This window comes from Cohnella thailandensis (genome assembly GCF_014212135.1).
Taxonomy (GTDB): Bacteria; Bacillota; Bacilli; order Paenibacillales; family Paenibacillaceae; genus Cohnella; species Cohnella thailandensis.
This window is the reverse complement of the sequence record NZ_JACJVQ010000013.1, coordinates 37,412-61,068: the sequence shown is the minus strand read 5'-3', so window position 1 is coordinate 61,068 and position 23,657 is coordinate 37,412. Positions and strand designations below refer to the sequence as shown.

At 46.5% G+C, this 23,657-nt stretch carries 26 protein-coding genes and 1 pseudogene; 25 read left to right on the top strand and 2 right to left on the bottom strand.

The features are described from left to right. The 4 genes from H7B67_RS14415 to H7B67_RS14400 all read left to right on the top strand — a co-directional run bounded on the left by H7B67_RS14415 (position 1) and on the right by H7B67_RS14400 (position 3,944). Complete coding sequence (locus H7B67_RS14415; protein WP_185120551.1) at positions 1-867, top strand: 2-oxoacid:ferredoxin oxidoreductase subunit beta; 867 nt, start codon at positions 1-3, stop codon at positions 865-867. Positions 868-1,061: 194 nt separating this feature from the next. Next, the gene (gene pduL / locus H7B67_RS14410) at positions 1,062-1,640 is read left to right on the top strand and encodes a phosphate propanoyltransferase (protein ID WP_185120550.1); all 579 of its coding nucleotides are present in this window, start codon (positions 1,062-1,064) and stop codon (positions 1,638-1,640) included. Between the two features lie 174 nt (positions 1,641-1,814). Continuing rightward, positions 1,815-3,380: a tRNA (N6-isopentenyl adenosine(37)-C2)-methylthiotransferase MiaB gene (gene miaB, locus H7B67_RS14405; protein WP_185120549.1), complete on the top strand. Its 1,566-nt coding sequence runs from the start codon at positions 1,815-1,817 to the stop codon at positions 3,378-3,380. A gap of 66 nt (positions 3,381-3,446) precedes the next feature. Beyond that, positions 3,447-3,944: a YlbF/YmcA family competence regulator gene (locus H7B67_RS14400; RefSeq protein ID WP_185120548.1), complete on the top strand. Its 498-nt coding sequence runs from the start codon at positions 3,447-3,449 to the stop codon at positions 3,942-3,944. Positions 3,945-3,988: 44 nt separating this feature from the next. Here H7B67_RS14400 and H7B67_RS14395 read toward each other — a convergent pair whose 3' ends face one another. Next, positions 3,989-4,630, bottom strand: a complete 642-nt coding sequence (locus H7B67_RS14395; protein ID WP_185120547.1) for a hypothetical protein — start codon at positions 4,628-4,630, stop codon at positions 3,989-3,991. Positions 4,631-4,775: 145 nt separating this feature from the next. Here H7B67_RS14395 and H7B67_RS14390 point away from each other — a divergent pair, with 145 nt between their 5' ends. After that, entirely contained in the window at positions 4,776-5,939 is a 1,164-nt protein-coding gene (locus tag H7B67_RS14390; RefSeq protein WP_185120546.1) for an iron-containing alcohol dehydrogenase, read from the top strand. Between the two features lie 85 nt (positions 5,940-6,024). Here H7B67_RS14390 and H7B67_RS14385 read toward each other — a convergent pair whose 3' ends face one another. Further along, a complete protein-coding gene (locus H7B67_RS14385) occupies positions 6,025-6,690 on the bottom strand; it encodes a biotin transporter BioY (RefSeq protein ID WP_185120545.1) in 666 nt (221 codons plus the stop codon). A 105-nt stretch (positions 6,691-6,795) separates the two neighbouring features. Between H7B67_RS14385 and H7B67_RS14380 the strand changes: the two genes are divergently transcribed. The 20 genes and pseudogenes from H7B67_RS14380 to H7B67_RS14295 all read left to right on the top strand — a co-directional run bounded on the left by H7B67_RS14380 (position 6,796) and on the right by H7B67_RS14295 (position 23,611). Beyond that, positions 6,796-7,638 carry an energy-coupling factor ABC transporter ATP-binding protein gene (locus H7B67_RS14380; RefSeq protein ID WP_185120544.1) on the top strand — a complete coding sequence of 281 codons (843 nt, stop codon included), beginning with the start codon at positions 6,796-6,798 and terminating at the stop codon, positions 7,636-7,638. After that, a complete protein-coding gene (locus tag H7B67_RS14375; RefSeq protein WP_185120543.1) occupies positions 7,635-9,302 on the top strand; it encodes an ATP-binding cassette domain-containing protein in 1,668 nt (555 codons plus the stop codon). The genes H7B67_RS14380 and H7B67_RS14375 overlap by 4 nt, the downstream gene beginning before the upstream one ends. A 130-nt stretch (positions 9,303-9,432) precedes the next feature. Continuing rightward, positions 9,433-9,960, top strand: a pseudogene (locus tag H7B67_RS31475) (hypothetical protein); the annotation flags it as partial. Between the two features lie 112 nt (positions 9,961-10,072). Continuing rightward, entirely contained in the window at positions 10,073-10,366 is a 294-nt protein-coding gene (locus H7B67_RS14370) for a tyrosine-type recombinase/integrase (protein WP_245363618.1), read from the top strand. Between the two features lie 451 nt (positions 10,367-10,817). Then, positions 10,818-11,135 carry a hypothetical protein gene (locus H7B67_RS14365; protein WP_185120542.1) on the top strand — a complete coding sequence of 106 codons (318 nt, stop codon included), beginning with the start codon at positions 10,818-10,820 and terminating at the stop codon, positions 11,133-11,135. 251 nt (positions 11,136-11,386) lie between these two features. Beyond that, positions 11,387-12,367: a site-specific integrase gene (locus H7B67_RS14360; protein ID WP_185120541.1), complete on the top strand. Its 981-nt coding sequence runs from the start codon at positions 11,387-11,389 to the stop codon at positions 12,365-12,367. 220 nt (positions 12,368-12,587) lie between these two features. Further along, positions 12,588-13,340: a PD-(D/E)XK nuclease domain-containing protein gene (locus tag H7B67_RS14355; protein ID WP_185120540.1), complete on the top strand. Its 753-nt coding sequence runs from the start codon at positions 12,588-12,590 to the stop codon at positions 13,338-13,340. Between the two features lie 273 nt (positions 13,341-13,613). After that, positions 13,614-14,906 carry a hypothetical protein gene (locus H7B67_RS14350; protein ID WP_185120539.1) on the top strand — a complete coding sequence of 431 codons (1,293 nt, stop codon included), beginning with the start codon at positions 13,614-13,616 and terminating at the stop codon, positions 14,904-14,906. A 1,038-nt stretch (positions 14,907-15,944) separates the two neighbouring features. Beyond that, positions 15,945-16,301 carry a DUF4181 domain-containing protein gene (locus tag H7B67_RS31470; RefSeq protein ID WP_425353896.1) on the top strand — a complete coding sequence of 119 codons (357 nt, stop codon included), beginning with the start codon at positions 15,945-15,947 and terminating at the stop codon, positions 16,299-16,301. A 282-nt stretch (positions 16,302-16,583) separates the two neighbouring features. Then, entirely contained in the window at positions 16,584-17,180 is a 597-nt protein-coding gene (locus H7B67_RS14345) for a hypothetical protein (protein ID WP_185120538.1), read from the top strand. A 248-nt stretch (positions 17,181-17,428) separates the two neighbouring features. Beyond that, a complete protein-coding gene (locus H7B67_RS14340; RefSeq protein WP_185120537.1) occupies positions 17,429-17,977 on the top strand; it encodes a hypothetical protein in 549 nt (182 codons plus the stop codon). 173 nt (positions 17,978-18,150) lie between these two features. Further along, complete coding sequence (locus H7B67_RS14335; RefSeq protein ID WP_185120536.1) at positions 18,151-18,309, top strand: hypothetical protein; 159 nt, start codon at positions 18,151-18,153, stop codon at positions 18,307-18,309. 145 nt (positions 18,310-18,454) lie between these two features. Then, positions 18,455-19,072 (top strand): hypothetical protein, encoded by a 618-nt coding sequence (locus H7B67_RS14330; RefSeq protein WP_185120535.1) that lies wholly within the window; start codon positions 18,455-18,457, stop codon positions 19,070-19,072. 195 nt (positions 19,073-19,267) lie between these two features. Next, positions 19,268-19,615: an MmcQ/YjbR family DNA-binding protein gene (locus tag H7B67_RS14325; RefSeq protein WP_185120534.1), complete on the top strand. Its 348-nt coding sequence runs from the start codon at positions 19,268-19,270 to the stop codon at positions 19,613-19,615. Positions 19,616-19,873: 258 nt separating this feature from the next. Beyond that, entirely contained in the window at positions 19,874-20,260 is a 387-nt protein-coding gene (locus H7B67_RS14320; protein ID WP_185120533.1) for a tautomerase family protein, read from the top strand. A gap of 254 nt (positions 20,261-20,514) precedes the next feature. After that, complete coding sequence (locus H7B67_RS14315; RefSeq protein WP_185120532.1) at positions 20,515-21,372, top strand: hypothetical protein; 858 nt, start codon at positions 20,515-20,517, stop codon at positions 21,370-21,372. A 146-nt stretch (positions 21,373-21,518) separates the two neighbouring features. Then, positions 21,519-22,361 (top strand): alpha/beta fold hydrolase, encoded by an 843-nt coding sequence (locus tag H7B67_RS14310; RefSeq protein ID WP_245363616.1) that lies wholly within the window; start codon positions 21,519-21,521, stop codon positions 22,359-22,361. Positions 22,362-22,368: 7 nt separating this feature from the next. Further along, positions 22,369-22,926, top strand: coding sequence for a pyridoxamine 5'-phosphate oxidase family protein (locus tag H7B67_RS14305; protein WP_185120530.1), 558 nt, complete (start codon positions 22,369-22,371; stop codon positions 22,924-22,926). 18 nt (positions 22,927-22,944) lie between these two features. Continuing rightward, complete coding sequence (locus tag H7B67_RS14300; RefSeq protein WP_185120529.1) at positions 22,945-23,364, top strand: DUF1801 domain-containing protein; 420 nt, start codon at positions 22,945-22,947, stop codon at positions 23,362-23,364. A 4-nt stretch (positions 23,365-23,368) separates the two neighbouring features. Next, positions 23,369-23,611 carry a hypothetical protein gene (locus H7B67_RS14295; protein ID WP_185120528.1) on the top strand — a complete coding sequence of 81 codons (243 nt, stop codon included), beginning with the start codon at positions 23,369-23,371 and terminating at the stop codon, positions 23,609-23,611. Positions 23,612-23,657: the final 46 nt, after the last annotated feature.

Sequence of the window (23,657 nt, the reverse complement as noted above, 5' to 3'; positions counted from 1 at the left end):
ATGGCGACATTCAAAGAGTTCCGCAACAACGTCAAGCCGAACTGGTGTCCGGGCTGCGGAGACTTCTCCGTTCAGGCGGCCATTCAACGCGCGGCGGCGAACGTCGGCCTAGAGCCGGAGCAGCTCGCGGTCATCTCCGGCATCGGCTGCTCGGGACGGATCTCCGGCTACATCAACGCTTACGGCCTGCACGGCATTCACGGCCGCGCGCTGCCGATCGCCCAAGGCGTCAAGCTCGCCAACCGCGAGCTGACGGTCATCGCTTCGGGCGGCGACGGAGACGGCTTCGCGATCGGGATGGGCCACACGGTTCACGCGATCCGCCGGAACCTCGACATTACCTACATCGTCATGGACAATCAGATCTATGGCCTGACGAAGGGGCAGACGTCCCCGCGCAGCGCCGAAGGCTTCAAGACGAAGTCGACGCCGGAGGGCTCGATCGAGTCCACGCTGTCTCCGCTGGAGATCGCGCTGTCCGCGGGCGCAACGTTCGTCGCCCAGTCGTTCTCGAGCGATCTGAAGCAGCTGACGGCTCTGATCGAAGCCGGGCTGCAGCACAAGGGCTTCTCGCTGATCAACGTATTCAGCCCTTGCGTGACCTTCAACAAGATCAACACGTACGACTGGTTCAAGGAGAACATCGTCAACCTCGACCAATTCGAGGATTACGACCCGTCGAACCGCGTCGCCGCCATGAACAAGATCATGGAGACGGGCGGCATGCTGACCGGTCTGATCTATCAGGACAAGGGACGCAAATCGTACGAGGATCTGGCCGTCGGCTTCAGGCAGGAAGCGCTGGCGAAGCAGGATTTGAAGCTGTCCGCGGGCGACTTCGACAAGCTGCTGGCGGAATTCAAATAATCGAATCGACCGAGAAACCGAGGGGGAGGAGCGATCCTTCCTCTGTTTTTTGCGGAGAATAAGGCAAATCCCCGACAACTCTATGGACGGCATGTGAATAGTTGTCGCCGCTTGAACCATAGCCCGCCGTTTGGGTTATAATGGCTTCGTATAGACGATTCCTAGCGTATCGACAGAAGAGAGGAAGGATTACCATGAACGAAACCCGGCAAATACCCGTAGGCGTCTCGGCGCGCCATATCCATCTCAGCCAGGAGCATATCGAGATTCTGTTCGGCCAAGGCGCCAAGCTGACGGAGATGAAGCCTCTCTCCCAGCCCGGTCAATTCGCCGCGAACGAGACGGTAGCGGTATATGGACCGAAGGGCTCCTTCCCGAAGGTACGGATTCTCGGTCCGGCCAGAAAGGCAACCCAGCTCGAAGTATCCAAGACGGACGCGTTCTCGCTCGGCATTCCCGCGCCCGTTCGCGAATCCGGCCATATCGAAGGCACCCCCGGCATGCGGATCGTAGGTCCCGCCGGGGAAGTGACGGTCGAGAAGGGCGTCATTATCGCCGCAAGGCATATTCATTTCCACACCTCGGACGCCGAGCGTTGGGGCATCTCGGACAAGCAGCTGCTTAAAGTCAGGGTAGGCGGAGAGCGAGGCTTAGTGTTCGAGAACGTCATCGCGCGCGTATCGCCCGATTTCGCTTTGGACATGCATATCGATACCGACGAGGGCAACGCGGCGGGCGTGTCGACGGGCGATTTCGGCGAGATCATCGAGTAATCGGAGCAGCGAACCGACGCAGAGAACGGTCAAGGCGAGCGAGAGCTCGTCTTTTTGCCGTCAAATAGAAGGCAGGCAATGGCAATCGCGCCGCTCTAATGGTATAATTTTTCGGAGCAACGCTTTGCAAGGATGACAACGCTGACAGCTTGATGAGGGGGAAGCGTAACCGAGATGAAGAAGGAGACCAAGGATTATTCGAAGTACTTCGACTTCAGCGATGCCAAGGTGATTCGGGAAGAGGACGGCAAGACGACACTCCGACTGAACGGCCGCCATATCCAGATCCAGTCCGCCCCTGACTACAAGGATGAGAAGAAGCGGGGCAAGGAAGAGATTCGGATTCATTACGATAATGCCATTCCCGAAGACATGCGGGACTTCGGCAGGGATAAATTTTATTACATCATGACCTACGGCTGCCAGATGAACGAGCACGATACCGAGGTAATGCGGGGCCTGTTCGAGGAGATGGGCTACGCCGCTACCGAGGACCGGAAGCAGGCGGACGTAATCCTCCTGAACACGTGCGCGATCCGCGAGAACGCGGAGGACAAGGTGTTCGGAGAGCTCGGCCATCTCAAGACCTTAAAGCAGGAGAAGCCGGGCTTGATTCTCGGAGTCTGCGGCTGCATGTCCCAAGAGGCGGCGGTCGTGAACCGGCTGATGAGCAAGCACCCGCACGTGGATCTCGTCTTCGGGACTCACAACATCCATCGGCTTCCGCACCTTCTTCGCGACGTCGTTTTTTCCCGGGAGATGGTCATCGAGGTGTGGTCCAAGGAAGGCGACATCATCGAGAACCTGCCGAAGAAACGCGACGGAATGAGAGCTTGGGTCAACATCATGTACGGCTGCGACAAATTCTGTACGTATTGCATCGTGCCGTATACGAGAGGCAAGGAGAGAAGCCGGCTTCCGGAGGACGTGATCGCGGAAGTGCGGGACCTGGCTAGACGAGGCTTCAAGGAGATTACCCTCCTGGGACAGAACGTGAACGCCTACGGCAAAGACTTCGCGGATCGCCAATACCGGTTCGCCGACCTGATGGAAGACATCCGTTCGATCGACATTCCGCGCGTTCGCTTCACGACCTCGCATCCCCGCGACTTCGACGATCATCTGATCGAGGTGCTCGCGAAGGGCGGCAATCTGGTCGAGGCGATTCACCTGCCTTTCCAATCGGGGAGCACCGAGGTGCTGAAGCGGATGAGCCGGAAGTATACGAGAGAGCAGTTCCTGGAGCTGGTACGCAAGATCCGAGAGGCGATCCCGAACGCGGTTCTAACATCCGACATCATCGTCGGCTTCCCTGGCGAGACGGAGGAGCAGTTCGAGGAGACGCTGTCCATCGTGCGCGAAACCAGAATTTCCATGGCGTACACGTTTATCTACTCCCCTCGGGAAGGCACGCCGGCTGCCGCGATGGAGGACAACGTTCCGATGTCCGTGAAGCAGGAGCGCCTGAGCCGTCTGAACGCGCTGATTGCCGAGATGAGCTTGAAGAGCAACCAGCAGCTCGTCGGGGAGACGGTCGAGGTTCTCGTCGAAGGCCAGAGCAAGAACAATCCGAACGTCCTCTCCGGACGGACCCGTTCGAACAAGCTGATTCACTTCGAAGGACCGAAGGACTGGGTCGGGCACTTCATGCAGGTTCGGATCACGAAGCCGATGACCTGGTATCTGAACGCAGAAGCGGTCGAGCCTCCGCAATTGGCCGCTTTGTCTCACGGAGCTTAACCGGATTCACCACAATACTGATGCCGAATAGCCGGGCTATTCGCCGATACAAGGAGACTTATCGACATGTCCGCAACGAATTCAATTCACGACCATACGCATGACCATGATCCTTATGACCATTGCCATCACGATGAAGAAGGCATTCCTCGCTTCGACAACCGGGAGCTGATCGTCCGGGAGGACATTCTGGCTCGCGCGCGCGAGCTGGCCCAGCTGATCACGACGACGGAAGAGGTCTCCCTCTACCAGAAGTCCGAGAGACTGGTTCAATCGCATGAGAAGATCCAAGGCTTGATCGCGCAGATCAAGAAGAAACAGAAGGAGCTTGTCGCCTTCCAGAATACGTTCAAGAACCCGGCTATGGTGGACAAAATCGAGCAGGAAATCGCCGTTCTCCAGGACGAGCTCGACGAGATGCCGGTCGTGCAGCAGTTCCAGCAGAGCCAGACGGACGTGAACTACTTGCTGCAATCGATCGTATCGATCATCCGCGATACGGTAGCCGAGAAGCTGGATCTGGAAGCCGCCTCGAAGCCGGAAGCGCCGGAAAATTGCGATTAAGCTCCTCGTTCCATCGGGATAGAGGCAGAAGATGGGCGGAGCCGCTAAGAGGCTCCGCCCGTTCTGTTCTGCGATGAGCTTGGCGGCTTCGCCGCTTTGAAGGCCAGTACTTTCGTGTTCTGATTGTAGCTGAGCGTTACATGGGAGTCGGGAACCAGATGCAGGGCCCGGATGACCGCCGGATCCAGACCGAGGCCGTTGTCGAACAGGTTCGACGGGGTGCTGACGGTCAGCCGTATGGAAGCGGATTGCGTTCGGCACACGACGCTCTGCGAGCGATTCTCGGGAATGCCCAGCTTGGAGAGAAGCTCGTAGCCGATCAAAATTCGGTTCAAATTGGCTTTGTAGTTGCTCTTAAGCTTGGCTTGAGCGATGCTGATCGGGGAAGGGACGAAGGCAAGGACGTTCGCCACCGAATCATAGGTTACGAGATAGCGAAAATGAGAACGAAGGCTGAGAGCGGCGGCCAGCTTAGAGCTCATCTCCATCTCGTTCGTGAAGCTCTCGCCGTTCTCCCGAAAGAGGAGGATGGCATTCCGGCGCACGGTGCCTCGTCTAAGGGTCACTTGCTTGCCGCTTCCTATGGACCGCAAGGTATTCTCGCCGCTGCCAAGTCCATTGAAGGTAAGATAGACGGCGTTATTCGGTATTTGCGAATGATAAATGTCCAACCGTATGCTTGACATGAAGCCGATTCACGCTCCTCGTGTAACCCTGCGAGCAAGGATGTCTTCGGGTACCTTTCACTTTATGCTCAAGGACATTGGCTTGCTTGTACGGTCGTCCCACGAGGGAATAAGCACAGATCCGCCAGACAAAGGAGTGTTCCGGATGAAATCGTTCGTTTACTCGAACCCGACGAAGCTTTATTTCGGAGAAGATCAATTAAGCAAGCTCGGCATGGAAGGCAAGAGATTGGGTACGCGGGTCCTGCTCGTCTATGGCGGAGGAAGCATCCGCCGCAACGGCGTCTATGACGCGGTCATGGGCGAGCTGCGGGAAGCGGGGGCCGAGGTGTTCGAGCTCTCCGGCGTCGAGCCGAATCCGCGAGTCACGACCGTTCGGCGCGGAGCCGAGCTATGCCGGGAGCACAAGATCGATTGGGTGCTTGCGGTTGGCGGCGGGAGCGTCATCGACTGCACGAAGGCGATCGCCGCGGCGGCGAAGTACGACGGGGACTTCTGGGAAGTCGTAACCAAGAAAGCGGTCGTTAAGGACGCTCTGCCGCTTGGCGCCGTTCTGACGCTGGCCGCGACCGGCTCCGAGATGAATTCGGGCTCGGTCATCTCTAATCTCGAGGTCGAAGAGAAGCACGGCTGGGGCAGCCCGCTCGTATTCCCGCAGTTTTCCATTCTGGTGCCTTCGTTTACGGCGTCCGTTCCGCTGGACCAGACGGTTTACGGGATCGTCGACATGATGAGCCATGTGTTCGAGCAGTATTTTCATCAGGATTCGAACACCCCGGTGCAGGACGGGTTCTGCGAATCGATTTTGCGCGCGATCGTTCAGACCGCTCCGAAGCTGGTGAAGGATCTCGGCAATCTGGAGCACCGCGGCACGATTCTGTACTGCGGAACGATGGCTCTGAACGGGCTGCTCTCGATGGGGGTTCGGGGAGATTGGGCGAATCACGACATGGAGCATGCCGTCTCCGCCGTCTACGATATCCCGCATGGCGGGGGTCTGGCGATTCTGTTCCCGCACTGGATGGACGTCGCGTCCAAGAAGCATCCGGAGAAGTTCGCGCAGCTCGGAGTTAACGTGTTCGGAGTGAACGGGGAAGGCCGACCGGTGGAAAAGCTGGCCGAAGACGCCATCGCGGCCTTGAGGGACTTCTGGTCGTCCCTCGGAGCGCCGACTCGCCTTGGCGATTACGGAATCGATGACAGCAAGCTGGAGCTCATGGCGGGCAAGGTGACGGCGAACGGCCCTCGCGGGCACTTCCTGTCCTTAACGAAAGAGGACGTCCTGGACATCTACCGCCGCGCGCTGTAAAGGCAAAGAAGGCTTCCCGCCGCGTCGCGCGATCGACGCTCGGGAGGCCTTCTTCTTGTTAATTGCTATTGCTAATTGCTAATTGCTAATTGCGGGAGCCTCTGCGCAGAGGCTTGAAAGCGGGACGCAGGGCGCCGACGAGCAGCGCGGCGACGACCGCTTTGACCGCGTCGACGGCCAGATAAGGCGTCATGCCGACGGAGATCGCCTTCGCAAACGAATAATCCAGCTTGTAAGCGAGCCAAGGCACTCCGCCTATGTACGATATCAATCCGCCGATATAGATCGCGACGGCGAGAGCGATGTAACGATACACGCTCATCGTTCTTGTCTGCCCGTTGCGCAGCAGAAGATCGGTTATCCAACCGATGAAGAGAGCGCAGAACGGGAACGCCCATAGGAAGCCGCCCGTCGGGCCGAAGATCAAGGAGAAGCCTCCGTTGCCATGAAGGAGCGGGAGACCGGTGGCCGTCAGCAGAAGGACGATGGCGATGCTCCAGAAGCCGTAGAACGCGCCGAGGAACCCGCCGGCCAGCATGACGGCAAGCACCTGCAGCGTGATCGGGACCGGAGAGATGCCGATGGAGAACTTGATGGCGCTGAACGCAATGAACAACGCCGCAAAAAGCGCGGTGAACACGACGCCGCGAATCCAGCCCGCGGAATTCGATCGTATCGGCTTAAGCGGTTCAAGCTTGCGATTAGAGTCTGGCGATGAAGGCTGTTCGGATGCAGAATCGGAAATGGTCATTGTCAAAACTCCTTCGTTAATGTTAACCTAAATGTGGTTGTGTGGTTAACAATTTGGATTGTAGCACGGGAAAGACGGATTGGGAAGAGGGGAATTCGCGGTCGGATGGATGAGAGATTACGAGTTAACCATCTATCGGTTCTTACGGAGGATGAGAGAGGGGAGACCACCGCCCGGTTGGACGACCTCTCCTTGAAGCTTAATAGAGGCGAATGGCTCTACCTGGTCGGCGTGAACGGCAGCGGCAAATCGACGCTCGGACGAATCCTTGCGGGAATCTATGAAGAGGGCGCCGTCGGATCGATGGAGCGGGGATTCGCGGGAGAGGGCGCAGCCGCCTATGTGATGCAGCAGCCGGATGCCCAGCTGTTCGCCGATACGCCTCGCGAGGAGGTTACCTTCGCTCTCGAGTGGCAGGCGGTGCCGGCGGAAGAGATTCCGCTTCGAGTGGAGGCCGCGCTAGAAGAAGCAGGGCTGCTCGAGCTCGCGGATTCGCCTTGGGCCGAGCTGTCGGGCGGGCAGCGGCAGCTAGCCGCGGTCGTCGCCGCTTCGGCTTGCCGAACCCCGCTCATCGTATTCGACGAAGCGACTTCGATGCTGGACGAAGAGACGGCACTTCGGGTTCGAACTCTTGCCAAGCGTCTCCACGAGCAGGGAACCGCGGTCGTCTGGTTGACTCAGAGGCTGGAGGAGCTGGAGCCCGATGTTCGAGTCGTTGCCCTATCGGAAGGTAAGATCCGATTCGACGGCTCCGGGAGAGAGTTCCTCTATGGCGAGAGGCGGGACGATCGCGCTAGAGTTGGAACGCCATGCGAGGAATGCGGATTGAGGCTTCCCTATCTGGCGGAGCTGGCATTCGAGCTGCATCGGGCCGGCCGGGTGGATTGGCCTCTTCCCATGACGCCGGAGGAATGGGCGAACACGATGGAGAGAGGGTTCGCGAGATGACGTTAGTTAGAGAGTCGGATCTCCTCGTTCGCTTCCGGGATGACGCGAATCCCCTACTCCTGCGCTCGGGAAGCATTACGGTCCTGTTCGGAAGGAACGGGGCCGGCAAAACGTATTGGCTGGAAAGTATGGCCGGGTTGCATCCGGGGACCGGTGCGGAGGTTCGTTACGGCTCGCTGCCGCTGTGGAAAGAAGGACGCCGGGGGCGCAAAGCGAGAAATCCGGATGCGCTCAAAGCGTACGCTTATTCGAGCCAAGCTCCCGAGGAGCAGCTTGTCGGCCGTACCGTGGAAGAAGAGCTGTTGGAGACGCTGAAGCCTTATTCGCTTTCTTCGGATGAGCGTAGGCGGAGGATGCTGGCTGCGCTGGAAGCGGTCGGCTGGGAGGAGTCGTGGCTTGTTCGTTCGCCATACCGTCTTAGCGGCGGGGAGAGACGAAGGCTCGCTCTCGCCTGCTTGCTAGTAGCGCCGAGCGATTGGCTGCTGCTCGATGAGCCGACGGCCGGATTGGATGCTCCGGGTCAGGAGCAGCTTCGACAGATACTTGCGGAAAGGGCTGCGCGAGAAGGGCAGGGAGTGCTGCTTATCTCTCACGACACGGAATGGGCGCTTCCTCTGGCCGATCAGGTACTGCTATTGGCGGCTGATGGCGGCAGTCTGCGCGAATGCTCGCCGGAGGAGCTTCTTCATCACCCGGATTGGTGGGAGGAAGCGGGCATGGCGGTTCCCGCTTGGCTAAAGGTTCTTGAGCCGATGCTGCGAACGGGAATTCCGATCTCCTCGGTCTGGAAGCCGTCCGAGCTGGCAAGACAATGGGGGAGGCTGGTGCGAGAGGCGGGCGAGTCTCCGCCTGAGTCTTCAGTCGTCTACCGAATGGATAACGCCTCTGCTAGGCAAGAACGACAGAAAGGGTCGCGTTCCTCGATCGCTTTTTTTGACCCGCGGGCTCTATGGTTGTCTTATGTGCTGTTATCTGTTGCGATCCTCGCCCAGCAAAGCTGGTGGGGGGTGGCGGCAGGAGGAGCGATCGCCGCGGCGGCCATCTGGGGAGGGCGAATTCCGATCGGAAGGTGGCGCGGGTTCATCCTCAGCTTCCTCGTCTTCACGCTTACCGTGTCGGTCGTGGCGGGCATCGGTCGGGACGCGGGCGGCCAGTGGGGCTTCCAAGGGGAGGCTTTCCTGACGGCGCTTCATTCGATGGCGCGGACGTTTATCGTTTTCCTGCTGGGGCTCGGCTTGGCGGTGTCGATTACGCCGATCAGGCTGCGGAGATCGCTGGAGAGCGTGCTCGGCTTCCGGGGGAGAATCGCGCCTGCCTTCCAGAAGTTCCTTCTGACGGTCACTCTTATGCTTCGGTTTATCCCGATTTTCCTGAACGAATGGGAGAGGTTCAATCGATATGCCATCGCGAGAGGCAAAGAAGCGGGGCGAAAATCGCTAGGCGGGTCGGTCCGACGGCTCAGCCGCACCGCACAGCCGTTTCTGCTTTCTCTGTTCCGGCTGGGAGATCAAGCGGCGGTCGCGCTCGAGAGCCGGGGCGTCGGCCGACAGAAATATCCCACGCTTCTGAAGCTCAGTAGTTGGGGCAAGCGAGATACGGCATTGGTGGCTGTTGTTTTGCTGTTGTCGCTTGTTCTGTGGTTGGTGCGCGGGTTGGGGGCTTGAGGCGCATTTAGTCTCCACTATGGACGAACCGTTTATGGAATGATATCGTTAGAGCAAAGTAGGTCGAAGAACGCATCTTCGCGTTTCTTCGAAGCTCCGAAAGCATCGAGAGCTTGCCGCTTCTCTCCGGATGATGAATCCGGCTGGGAGCTGGCGGGCTTTTTGTCTTTTCTGGCGAAATGGATGGGAGGAGTGGCTGAAAATGAAGCTGAACGTAACCATGGCAAATGAAAAGGAGATTGCGGTTCACGTAACGATCGCGGAGGACTTCGAATTCGACATTCAACTGGCTCGATTTCGAAGTTTACCCGTTCGCCGATTCGATCGGGAGCTACGGGCTTGGGTTGTCTCTAATGACATGGATACGGTGCGACGGATCATAGAATTGTTTAAGCATAGCGACTTAGACTGGTCACCCGAGCTATTGGACCTTTTTCCTTCATTATTTTCTAATGTAAGACCAAACGCCGTGCAACTGCCTGTCGATAGAAAGAAACTCCTCCAAGAACTCAAACTGCAGGGCTACAGTTTTCAAACGAACCGTACTTACCGAAGCCATATCGAACGTTTCCTCCGCTTTTGCTCAAGCAACGATAGAAAACCCGATCCCTCATGCCTAACTCTGTATAATGTGGAACTGCTTGAAGAAGGAAAGTCCCACGCTTACGTTAACCAAGCGATTAGCGCGATACAGTTTTACTTGCGACATGTGTGCGGAATGTTTGTCTCTGAGAAGATACCACGGCCTAAGAAGGAAAATAAGCTTCCCAATGAACTGTCTCTATATCATCTATTCCTCCGGACTTCGAGTTGGCGAAGCGGTTCGCTTGCAAAAGATGGATATCGATCCGGAGAGAAAGACGTTGCATATCCGCCAAGGAAAAGGGAGGAAGGACCGGTATACGCTTCTATCGGACACTGCCTTTGAGGTCGTGAAGCACTATAGTCAATCGGGTCTAGCCGGAGAAGGACAATGGCTTTTTCCCGGCCAATCACCCGAAGACCACCTGACGGAACGCACCGTTCAGAAAGTATTCAAGCAAGCCGTTCGCAACGTTAAATAACCAAGAAAGTTAGCGTCCACACTTTGAGGCACTGCTTCGCCACCCACCTTCTTGAAGGCGGTATCGACATCCGTTCATCGGAGCATGCGTACCACACAACGATACACCCATATCTCTGTTAAGGACATAGGGAATATTCGTAGTCCTTTTGATTGATTCGTAGGGGGGGGGCGGAATGCGGAGTGGGGATTTATCGATTAGGTGGGCGGTCTTGTGCATGACCATTGAAAAACCATGGCATATGATGATTTTAAAGACTATAATATACAATAACTGACAAATAGATAGTTCGTAATCACTACAGTAAAGAGCACATATTGCGAAGGATAGTTCGAGGGGGGACACATAAATTTCGTAAATCAGCTCAAATGAAGTGATTTATGAAGATCGTAGAAAAGACGTTATCGGAAACTTCTGCTTTATATATTATTAGAGCATAAGGGGGGCTAGTATGAACGAACCCTATAGTCAATTCATAGAACCTTGGATTCAAGAAACATCAAGTGCATTTATTAAAGAGCTTATTAAAGAAGTATCAATTGAACATATTCTATTTGGTGAAGAACTAGAAGTAGTTTCAAGAAGGATCGATAATGACGATGTATTATTTAAATTCAAAAGGTCAGAAGATAAATATGTTCAAGTGCATTTAATATGGAAGATGAGTAAAGAATTAAGTCCAGATTGGCCAAAATCAATAATATACTATTCATTTGAAGAATGGATAGAGAATGTAATGAAAATAGATAATAAAGAGTATGAAGAATAGTGATCAAAATTAATAAATAATTAAGACTGAAATTAAAGACTCGAACGTGGGTTTATCAAGGAAGGCAGAAGCATCCGATAACATCATATCCACGCATCGGAGCCTGAAGGGGATAAACAGAGAAGTGGAATCAGGCGGACACATCCGCACCGACTAACCGCATCGCGGCCGGATCCTGGCGGAGCCTTAAGCCGGTGGGACGTCGTGGATACGGGAACGTTGGCTGAAATTACTGTGAAAGGAAAATACAAATGAATTTTAGTGATTCAGTGAAGGATTTTATCGCAGCAAAGCAAGAAGCTTCCGCTCAAGTCCAAGGATATGAAAAAGATTTAAATATATTTTGGACGTTTCTTGAGACAGAAAAAGTAAGTGAGTCAACCTGGAGACACGTTTTGGGTGGCGCTAATACAGATTTAATAATCAAAAGTCTTAAATATTATGTTGATCATAGTAAGGTAACTTCTATGTCTACTGCAAATCGTTTCATCTCTGTGTTTACTGAATATTTTCAGTACGCTTACGAAAAAAAACATTTTTCAAATAAAGAATTATATGAAGAAATGCATGCACCAATATATAGTGACAGGTCATATCGGGCACGGATTAATACTTGGATTTCAAAGAATTTAAAAGATAAAGAAAGCACTAGAGTTTTTAATGAAGTAGAAATACAAGAATTAATTGGTTTATGTAATGATACCCTTAAAGTCGAATCAATGGATGATGAATACTTTGACAAGAAATTTGTACCGGCACTGATTATTAAATTAATAATTTTAACTGGAATAAAATATAAACTTATCCCAAAATTAAAACTAGCAGATGTGAACTTACGATATGGAACATTAACAATCAATAATTATGAAATACATTTGCCACACATGCTTATAGATCAATTTGAACTTTATTCGTCTTTAAGAAACAAAAGAACAGAGTCAAACATTCTATTCATCAAATCAAATGGTGAGCAGTTAGCCGAAATTACAGGTTTCACAGCAACCTTTTTGGGAAGTTTGACATCAAGAACAGATATTCAAGGAATCATAAGATTCGTAATTATTGAAATGATGAAAAAAGGAATAACAATAGATATTATTAAAGAATTTACAGGAGTGGGTAATACAATTATTAATGATTGCTTGCAAATTATTAATAAGGATCTCCATATGGAAAGAAAGATATTTTTAGATTCAACATTAAGAGCACTTAAAACGTTTAAGTACCTTTAGGTAGTTCAGGATGACAGCAACATCAGCTAACACCGTATTCACGCTCCTGTCCATTCGGCCCTCGGTCCGCAGGATGTGATTGGCAGAGAAGCAGATTCAGGCGGACACATCCGCACCGACTAACCGCATCGACCGGATTGCTGGCGCAGCCTTAAGTCGGTGGGACGTCGTGGATACAGGAACGTTATAAGAAATCCCGGATATAAAAAAGGAGAAGAAAATGAGTAATCTATCGATGATGGAATTAATTGAAATAAAAACTCTTTTGCTGCAAGCAAAGGCACTAGAAAAGACAATTGATGATATTCTTAATAGAGATGTGGCAGAGCATAGTAGATATACTTCCTTTAAGGATATGGCCTTAGTCTATAACAATTTAGCAAATAGAGCTAAAACAGTAATGAAATTTGGTAACTTTTATCTGCTCAATACTGATGGAATGAAATCACCAGGAAATACAGTCTGGCCAGATGCTAAGAATATACTTGAGTCAGTTCTAATGAGTACACGTTTTTTGATTGTGTCATTAGAAAGCCAAATCGACTTTGTATCTGAAGAAATAGAGAATATAGGGAACTTTCTCAAGACCAAATTAAGAAATGTAATATTCGATATCCCAACAAAAGAAAAAGATATTCAAAATGCAATAGAAAATTTATTTATAGGTAGAGGATTTAATAAAGGAATTGATTACGATAGAGAAACTGGGAAATTTAATTATTCGGGGAGAGAATATATACCTGACTTTATTATTCCTAAACTAAGAATGTGTATTGAAGTTAAGTTGCTTAAAGAAAGTAGTAAAAAATCCAAAATTATCGAAGAAATAAATGCAGATATTACTGCATATCTAAAGAATTATGAAAGTATCTTATTTGTTGTCTATGATATAGGAATTATTAGAGATGAAGTAGAAATTAGCAGAGACATTGAGAATCATGATGGAATTAAACTGATTATTGTTAAACACTAAGTACAAATTGTTTGCAGCTCAAAGAGGGCACATCTTATAACATCATTTCCACGCTTCGGTGCCTTGCGGTTCCTCGGTCCGCCCGAAGGGATTTGCAGGAGCGCGGAATCAGGCGGACACATCGCACCGACTAACCAGATCATGGACAGTTCCTGACGGAGCCTTAAGTCGGTTGTCGTGGATTCAGGAACGTTACCGGAAATCACTGAATACTTGAATTGCTAGAGATAAGATGTTATTTTGTGGATATAAGATGGGAAAAGGAGTAGTTTTATGACAAAATTACAAACCCACGACGTCTTTGGATTGTCCAACAAAATACTAGTTAACTCTTATGTTGACCGTGGTAATTTAGATATTGAAGTACAAAAATATTTAGCAAGACCAACACATTTGGCATTACGTGGCGAATCCAAATGTGGTAAGTCCTGGTTTAGGCAAAAAAACATACCTAATGGATTAATAGTGCAATGTAGATATGGAAAATCAGTTATTGATATATACACTGATGCTCTTTCACAATTGGGTATAAAATTGATAGTAGATGAATCATCAGGTTCTAAATTAAAAGGGAAAATTGAAGCAGAAACAAGTTTCGGTGCATCACTTTTGGCTAAAATTGGATTTAAAGCGACTCTTGAAGGGGAAATGTCGCAGGATCAAAAAGAAAAAAATTATGGTCATGATATTAATGATTTAAGATATATTGCTGAAATCATTATTAAATCGGAGAAAAAGCTAGTAATTGAGGATTTTCATTATTTGTCCATATTGGAAAGAGAATTATTCTCTTATGATTTAAAAACTCTTTGGGACTATGGCTGTTTTACAGTTATTATTGGAGTATGGTCACAAAGCAACTTGCTTACATACTTAAATCAAGATCTTTCCGGACGAATCATTGAATTATCTATATATTGGTCGCAAACAGATTTAGTTTCCGTTATTCAGAAAGGAAGCTTGGCACTAAATATAAAAATATCTTCTATAATTCAGGAAAAATTAATTGAAATATGTTATGGCAACGTCGGCATTCTTCAACAACTTTTGTTAGCATTTCTTGATGAAATGTCTATTTTCACAAAGCAAGATGGATTATTGAATTTAGAATCGATAGATATCTTTGAGACTGCAGCGATGAAATACGCCGAACAATTAAACCCATTGTATCAGCAATTTGCTAGGACAGTATCTTCAGGAATTAGAAAGAGAGAAGATTCTACAGGTATTTATGCCCATGCTATGGCGGTTATAGTTGAGTCTAGTGATAACAAATTAATAAATGGCTTAAATCTTGATGAGATTTACAGGAAATCAAGAGAGAGGCAACCTAGAATTCAAAAGATTAACATGAGAACAATTTTGACTAAATTGGAAGAATTGCAGGTTGATAAAGATGGTAGAGGTTTAGTAATTACTTTCAATGAAGCTAATGATGATATCACTGCAGTTGATAGACAGTTTTTGTTCTACAGAAGGTTTTTAACTGTACGGTGGCCCTGGGAAGATCTCATTGCAGAAGCTGAAGCAGCAAAAAATGATCCAAATCAAATGAAATTGTTTTAGATTGTTGGCCGATCATAAATTGATCGGCTTTACTATTGTAGTGTTTACAAGGATGTCAGTAACTTCCGATAACATTATATTCACGCTTCGGGCCTGACGGCCCTTGGTCCGCGAGAAGCAATTGGCAGGGAAGCGGAATCAGGCGGACACATCCGCACCAACTAACCGCATCGCGGCCGCTCCCGTTGGTCGCTTAAGTCGGTGGGACGTCGTGGATACGGGAACGTTACCTGAAACTCAGGCTAGCTTGTATATACCAATAAATTCAACGAATAAATTATAAGAAATTCAAAGTTCGAAAAAATAAGGCAACAATAAATTTTTTAGATTTGAAAGGAGATCTATGAAACGAATTATTGTTTGGACCCTTTCAATAGTAAGTCTAATTTTCGTCATTTCAATACTAACTTGTCCGAATGATGATGATTATTTTAAATGGTTATCAGATAAACACAGTATTTCATGTATATCGACTCCCAATGGAATGATTTGTAAAGATGGCGATAAGAACATTGAATGGAATTCGAGACATATAAGAAGTGCAGGTATTTATATGAAGGTAGAGGATCACTATTCATATTCAAATACTATATATGAGATGAAAGTTATGGGATTATTTGGATTTTTTATTGATAATTCAGCGATAAGTATCAAGGACTAATGAAAGGTTCTTAACTTGAAGGTACCTCTAAGATAAATAAGAGCTAAATTTGAAGTAAATTCAATGATGGCCTGAGCATCAGGTAACATCATATCCACGCATCGGAGCCTGACGGCTGCTCGGTCCGCCCGAAGGAGATAGGCAGGGGAAGTGGATACAGGCGGACACATCCGCACCGACTAACCGAAACGCGGCCGGCTGCTGGTGCACCCATAAGTCGCTTGGTCGTCGTGGATACAGGAACGTTATCCGATACCTCCGAGAGCATAAAGAATAGATGAAAGTGTAGAAACTGAAATCTATTTGTTTTCGGCTCATTTTAATTTAGGGACCAATCAACGAGAAGTTATGAAGGAGGCGAATAAGTAAATATTACAATGCCAAATACAATTCAATTAGTTATGTTATTAATAATAATTTTAGCCCTAATTCAAATACCCTTGAAGAAGTATCTCTTTGCAGGGAAATCAGAAGAGACTTCTGATACTGACGTTAGGAAGATCAATTGGTGGCTCAGAGGAATACTTGTAATCATTACATTAAGCATTTATTTGTTTGTTTTGGATACAACAGATGACAGCAAGAATAAGTGGTTTTGGTTAATAACGTTTTTGATTGGAAGGGGACTTGATGTATTTATAGAGTGGAAGTATTTGAAAGGCTCTAAAGACTTTCTTATTTCACTAATATTACTAATAATTGGAATAGTTTATTTTTGTGTTTTTATATTCTAGTGTCTTTTATCAGAGTAAACTAGATCACTAAAGGAACGGAATAAGAACAGATTATCTATTTAGAGCATTTGAAGGTGATTCAGGAAGTCGGAGGTATCGGATAACACCATGTTCACACCTCGGGCCGTTCGGCCCTCGGTTCGGCAGAAGTTAGAAGTGAATCCGTGGATGCATATCAGCAGCAGGGAAGCGCAATTAACCGGACACGTCCAACTCCCTAACCGCGTCGCGGCCGCCCTTCGGACTTAAGGGAGTTGGACGTCGTGAACACAAGAACGTTAGATGAAACCGATGCAAAGAATAGGGGAACGCATGAAGATAAAAATATCACTAATTATTTTAATTTCATTATTGTTGCCCTATTTAGTAGGCGGATTCCGAATACTCGCTGATTGGCAAGAACAAGGGAAGATAGAGAAAGAAATACGAATAGCGTTAGAGAATTATTTAACAAGTTATTGTAATAGCACAATTAGAGTTATTCAGGCAAGGATAGAACATGTGCCAACAGGATTTATGGCTTTTGGTGAAGATGATCAAGAATGGCATGCTCAGTACAATGGTTTAGACGGACAGTCAAGATCGTTAAGGGGGACTGTTTTTTCACAAAGCACTATTTCTTCACATGTTGCTTTCGATTTAGCTGATATTGAATGTAGCCAGTTTCATAAGAATGAACGAATACATAAGAGTATTGAATTAGACCGGAGTAAACACATGTTTGTGAATGGCACCGGTACTGAAACAGGATATATAGGAATAAGAGAAAGTGATTTAATATTATTTCAGCTTTTTGGAGTAATTATTGTTATTGTGTTTATTTTATCAATCTTAATTGAATTTTTAATTCGATTCATAATAAAGAAAAAAACTAATTAAAATGTGTTGTTTCAAGGAGGCATCGGCATCATATAACATTATATTCACGTATCGGAGCCTGGCGGCTCCTCGATCGCGGGAAAAGATCGGCAGGTAAGCAGAATCAGCGGACAAATTCGCACCGACTAACTCGCACCGACTAACTGCTCCAAGCGTTGTCGGACCTTCGCGTGTCCTTAAGTCGGTGGGACGCCGTGAATACAGAAACGTTAAGTAAATATATGCAACGCGTTATAAGGAGTGATTTAATGAGTAGATTTATGCAGATCCTGCTTTTGTCTATTCTTTTTTCAATTTTAATTGGATGCAGCAATATAAATCAGTCTAAAGATGTGGTTGATGACAGTTTGGTTATTAATTCAATTTCTGTTGGCTTTGGTGGGGATTTAAATAAAACCCTAGTTTCCTATAACTTTAATCTTTGGAATAAAACAAAGAAGGCAATATTCATAATGACTGTTGAACCCATATTATCAGACGATCTTCGTAAAAGATTAGAAAACAGTGAACTAATAAATGAAATTAACAAAACCATCAATGGAAGTTCTTCAGAAGTAATTTCGGGCTCATTTTCTTTAAATACTCAGGGTTTAGATAAACAAGGGATTGAGAAACTAAATATCGAATTGAAGAAATTTAAAATTATCTCGGAACAAGAAATAGGAATAGAAACATTAATAAGTTTTGTCAGTGAATCCAAGAAGGCATGTACATCACATAGCATTATATTCACGCATCGGAGCCTAAAGGCTCCTTGGTCCTCGAAAAGCGATTGGCAGGGAAGGAATGTCAACTGAATTCTCCAACTGCAACAAGAACATTGGTAACAGCTATCAGCATCATAGTGCCGCTCCTTTATAATAATTTTAACACTTGTATAGCAATAGAGCAGGAAGGAAAGATCATTAAATTAACGAATAGATAGGATAGCATTACTAGTTAAATAACATTAATGGAAGGAGCGATTCATGTGGAAACTTTGTATGTTGTGAAAGATGGAAAGATCGTTCAGTTCGATGGTCAAACAAAAGAGTCAAATGTCTTAAACGAGGCTGCAGTTATCGAGTTATACGGGAATAAAGCAATTGAGGATATCAATCGTTACGGCGCATACAATATTAGAAAATAATATTACGAGCCTTAAATATAATGAAGACTGAAATACTGCTCTTGGTCTAAGTAAATAGACCAAGGCATTTTTGTTTTAACGAATTAGTGAAAAAACGCGAGAAATGGGATACAATTCCAATAAGTGTGTTGGAGGAGGATTTTCGATGAAATCCGTAGTACCAAAACCAATAAAAGATGATGTTAGGAAACAGCATAAGGAGTTATATAGTGTTTCTAAAGGAGCCACTCAAGTAAAAATATTAGATATCCCTTCTATGAAATTCATTGTTGCATCTGGTATAGCAAACGTTGATTTCAATAGCGGCGTAAGGGGAATTAGAGAATGTAATATGATATTTGTTTGTAACAATAGAATTAGGTCATATACAGTAAGGGAACAATACAAAAACTTTATTATGAGTCCGTTTGAGTTAGAATGGGGAAATCAGATTGACAACGGCAGACAAGTGAAGATCAGTATGTGGGTCCCACAGTATGTTACTCATACTGAATTGAAAGCAGCCATGACTGATCGTCTCGGAAGCGACAACTACCCGTTATCATTGGAAGAAAGTAAACCTGGAATGTGCGCACAAACATTACATACTGGTCATTACAATGAAGTCGGGAGAACGATAGAAAGAATTAAACACTATATAGAAGACCAAGGATTCAGAGGGGATTATCACCAATACAAGGAGATTCATATGAGTCATGTAAGTATAGGCTGGCCAGAGAAAACAAACCTGATAATTAGAGTGCCAATTAGCGAAAAATCTTGAATGTGTTTCAGGGAACAATACTAAATGTGTTTTTTGGAGGTAATCCAGTGAAATTAGTTTCGAACTATTCTAAGAATAGCAAAATGAGTATACATTATAGATTCGGCGGATATATCCGCACCGACTAACTTGTATGTCGCAAAGCTTAATGAAAAGATTGTAGGCAGTTTTTCAATACTAAGTGAGGTGTGTCAATTGTTTCAATTCGATGAAATCCGTCAATTTATAATGGCATTACCGGAAACAAAAGAAATTGATCATTTTGGCAAACCGTCCTATCGAATAAACAATAAGATCTTTGCTACATTACAGCCTGATGGTTACACCTTAACAGTTAAGACTATTGGGGAAGATCGAACAATATTTACCACAATGGCTCCAGATACTTATAGAGTTCCAGACACTTTTGCCAATCTGAATTACATGCATATTTATCTAAATACAGTATCACCGAAAGAGTTAAAAGGATTAATAATAAAAGCATGGAGTAGTGTTGCCCCGAAGAAAATAGTAAGGGCTTTTGAAGATGGAGCGAGGCCCTAGGACTGGGTTGAAGCAATTGACGGGGAAAAGAATTAGTTTCATGCCAATAAACTGCTAGGAAAAAACAGGAGGTAACAATGAGAATATTTCTATACTGTTTGTATGCTGGAATACTAGGCGTGATTTCGTTTTTTACTCAAGAGATTGTTACATATGTGCTTCTTGGCTTTATATTGATTGCTCTTAATAATGTTTTGTCAGTTCTAAAAGAGATTTCTAGAAAATTGGATGAAAAGAGTTAAAGGAGGAAGGGATTACGTGGCTCAAGTGAAAATTTACGGTCTCTATGAATCACTAAAACCGGTTCAGAAACAGTTCTCAGATACTCTGCATTCTTGCCTAATGGAGTCGTTAAAATTGCCTGAGGACAAGAAGTTTCAGCGCTTTATTTTAATGAATAACGAAGATTTTATATATCCAATAGATCGATCAGAAAAGTATACAATAATTGAAATAAGTATGTTTGTAGGACGATCTGATGAAGTTAAGAAACAACTGGTTAATTTGATTTTTGAGAGATTGAGGGATATTGGATTTGAACCTAATGATATTGAAGTAACCATATTTGAAACACCCAAAAATAATTGGGGAATCAGAGGCTTGCCTGGAGATGAATTAACATTGAATTACAAGGTGGATGTTTAAAGTCGATTCGTAAACAATCTCTATAGATGGGAGCTATTACAATGGAAGTTGTTATAGCGATTCTATTAGTGATAATCATATTGATACTATTGCAAATTAATAGCAAACTTCCGAATATGAATGATCCGATTGAACAAGCATTAAAACGAGACCAATTAAGTAAAGAACAAGAAAAAAACAATGGTGGGACCTCGTGAACACGGATACGATATGTGAAACATACATGAGGATAGAAAATCGAGATATCTAGAGAATTGTATCGGCTGCCACTAGGAGGAACAGGGGGAGCTGGCGGAACTGGAGGTACTGGTGGAATAGGCGGTATTGGGGGGATTGGAAACGGAGGAAACTCCGGAAACCAAGTCATCACAAACACTCCTGTTATTTTTTGTAGCATATTCAAAATCATAAAAGGAAGCGTGGGCTATTTGTATTGGAGGTTAGTGAACGAAAAGTTGGGATTTTTAAAAACTATCATATTGAAACGGTTGTTCTATCAAAGGATTGAATCGGATTTTTCCCTTAATGAAATCAATGATTTTACACGAATTTATAATAAAGCCTTACAGAATAATGGAGTAATCACGTTCGATTCAAAGTTTCCTAAATACAGATTTATCGATTTTATTATTAAAGAGAAGAACTATGTCGTACATGGATCCAATAACAAAGAGATCCATTTGTTTGAGACCAGAAGGCAAACGTTATACAACGGTAAATATGTCGATGCCGTTTTTGCTTCGAAGGACGGCATTTGGTCTATTTTCTACGCTGTCTTAGATAGAAGTAAAGTTGTTCCTAATTTTAGAAACGGCTGCTTTAAAGCGCGGAATAATAATAGATTTTATTACTTCTCATTAACGCAAGAGACGTGGGACAAAGCTCCATGGACTTCGGGAACCGTTTATTTTTTATCTTCGGAATTATTTGAACAAACGAATATAGGCAGGGTTTACTTTGATGAGTGGGTATGTACGCAACAAATAAAACCCGTTCTAAGATTGGATGTGTATATAGATGACTTTGAATTCTTGGATAAGGTCGCGACTCACAAGGCCAGAGAATCCATCATAAAGACGTGGCTTTTATATAAGATTAGAACCTATTTATGAAAGGCGGATCGGTCGCAGGTCTAGTGAAAACGTTTCCGGTATGGGATACAATTCCATATAAGGACTTTGTCGTAAAATAGCCTATTTGAGCTAAGAAAGGAGAAATGATGAACAGATACAAAAGCCCAACCGGAAGGCAATTAATTATGGATTCGTACGACGCGTTGTTGAACTCATGGGGAACGGAATGGCAGGAGAAGGATATCGAGACGAGCTATGGAGTAACGCATATTATTACCGCCGGAGACCGTCAGAATCCTCCACTATTACTGTTTCATGGAACCGCCGATAATTCAGCCATGATGTGGATCTATAATATTGAGGAGCTGTCCAAGCATTTTTACACCATTGCCGTCGATGCCATCGGAGGGTCGGGCAAAAGCGAGCCTAACGCCGATTATTACAGAAGCTTCAATCAAGCGACTTGGATTGACGAGATTTTAAACGCTCTAGAAATACATAAGACCAATATCTGCGGAGTGTCCTACGGGGCGTACTTAGCTTATCACTATTCGTTAATGAGGCCCGAGAAGGTAAGCAGGGCAATAGGTCTAGCAGGGCGAATCCCATCCAGTCAATTTGAAGTCATGACCAAGATGATGTCGGCTTTTCTGCCTGAGGCATTGATACCATCCGAGAAAAACTGCAGAAAACTGCTAAGAAAATTAAGCGGACCTAATTACTCCGTATTTGAAGAGAATGAGGTCTTGATGAAGCACTGGTACTACTTATTGAAGTACTTCAACAATAAATCGATGATGCGGCATAAAATAGAGATCAACAGCGACTCCGAAGTGTCCGAGTTGAGGGACAAGGTCGTTTTTCTGATTGGGGAGCAGGACCGATTAACCAACTATCCCAAAGCAATAAAGCGGCTTGAGGATAACAAGTTGAATTACAAAATCATTAAAAACGCCGGGCATGCGATTAATCACGAGCAAGCGGAGCTTATTAATCAAGAAATCTTAGACATACTCGATAGGAGTTGATCGGTTCATGGGAAAAGAATATCGCGAGATTCTGCCCGACCATGCGGAGTTTATCAAGGAGCAGCATCTGTTTTTCGTTGGAACGGCAGGAAGGGAGGGTCATGTCAATCTCTCCCCTAAGGGGCATGACGTGTTTCGGATTCTGACCCCCAATAAAGTGGCTTATCTCGATTTAACGGGCAGCGGCAATGAAACAAGCGCCCATCTTTTGGATACGAATAGAATCACCTTCATGTTTATTTCGTTTCAGGGCAAACCTCTTATTCTGCGGCTTTTTGGCGATGGGCAGGTTGTTCTGCCGGGTAGCGAGGAATGGGACGAATTAGCGGGTCACTTTGAGTTATTGCCTGGGGCGAGACAAATCATCGTATCGAATATTGATATCGTGAAGACATCCTGCGGGTTCAGCGTTCCTTATTATGCCTACGAAGGTGAGCGGAGTTTGCTTATCGAGTGGGCGAATAAGAAAGGGGAAGACGGACTTAAAGAGTATCGCAAAAATAAAAATGCCCGAAGCATGGACGGCTACCCCACGCCGATCGGAATAGAACTCAATGGGATATGAGCTGAAGGAGGATAGGTCATGCCTGAGCAAAAATCCAAGAAGCTCTCCGGCCCGGATCAGGTCATTCGCTTTCTCGCCGACCTTGACCATCCTTATAAGCGGGAGATTGAAGTCGTTCGACAGATCATCCTTAGCGCAGACGATCAACTTACGGAACATATCAAGTGGAATGCTCCTAGCTTTTGCGTGAATGGCGAAGATCGGATTACCTTTAATTTGCACGGCAAGGAAGGGTTCCGTCTTATTTTCCACTGCGGTTCTAAATCGGTTTCAAGACAAGACAGCGGGAAGCTATTCGAAGATCCGACTCATCTGCTTGAGTGGGTAACGGACGATCGAGCTATCGTAAAGCTAGCTTCCGCGGACGATGTCGAAGCGAAGAAAGAGAAGCTGCTAGAAGTGATATCGTTATGGATAAAAGAGACTAAGGCGGATTAAACTTATGAGAATCTATAGCTTCGACAAAGGGACGGGTAAAGAAATTACGGCTTATAATAGTCAAAATGCGATTTTCTCGAAAATCGTGAAGCACGACAAACCGATTCACGTGGGATGCATTTACGTTGAACCGGGTGGCACCGTAGGAGCGCATCAAGCGCCTATTCACCTGGGAATGGCGGCCATCGTGATAGAAGGTGAAGACTTGAACCCGTCCATGAACGAAGTGGATTGGCAAGGAGAATGAATCAAAGGAGATAGACATGGAACAAAGCCAAATCGCGAACCTAATT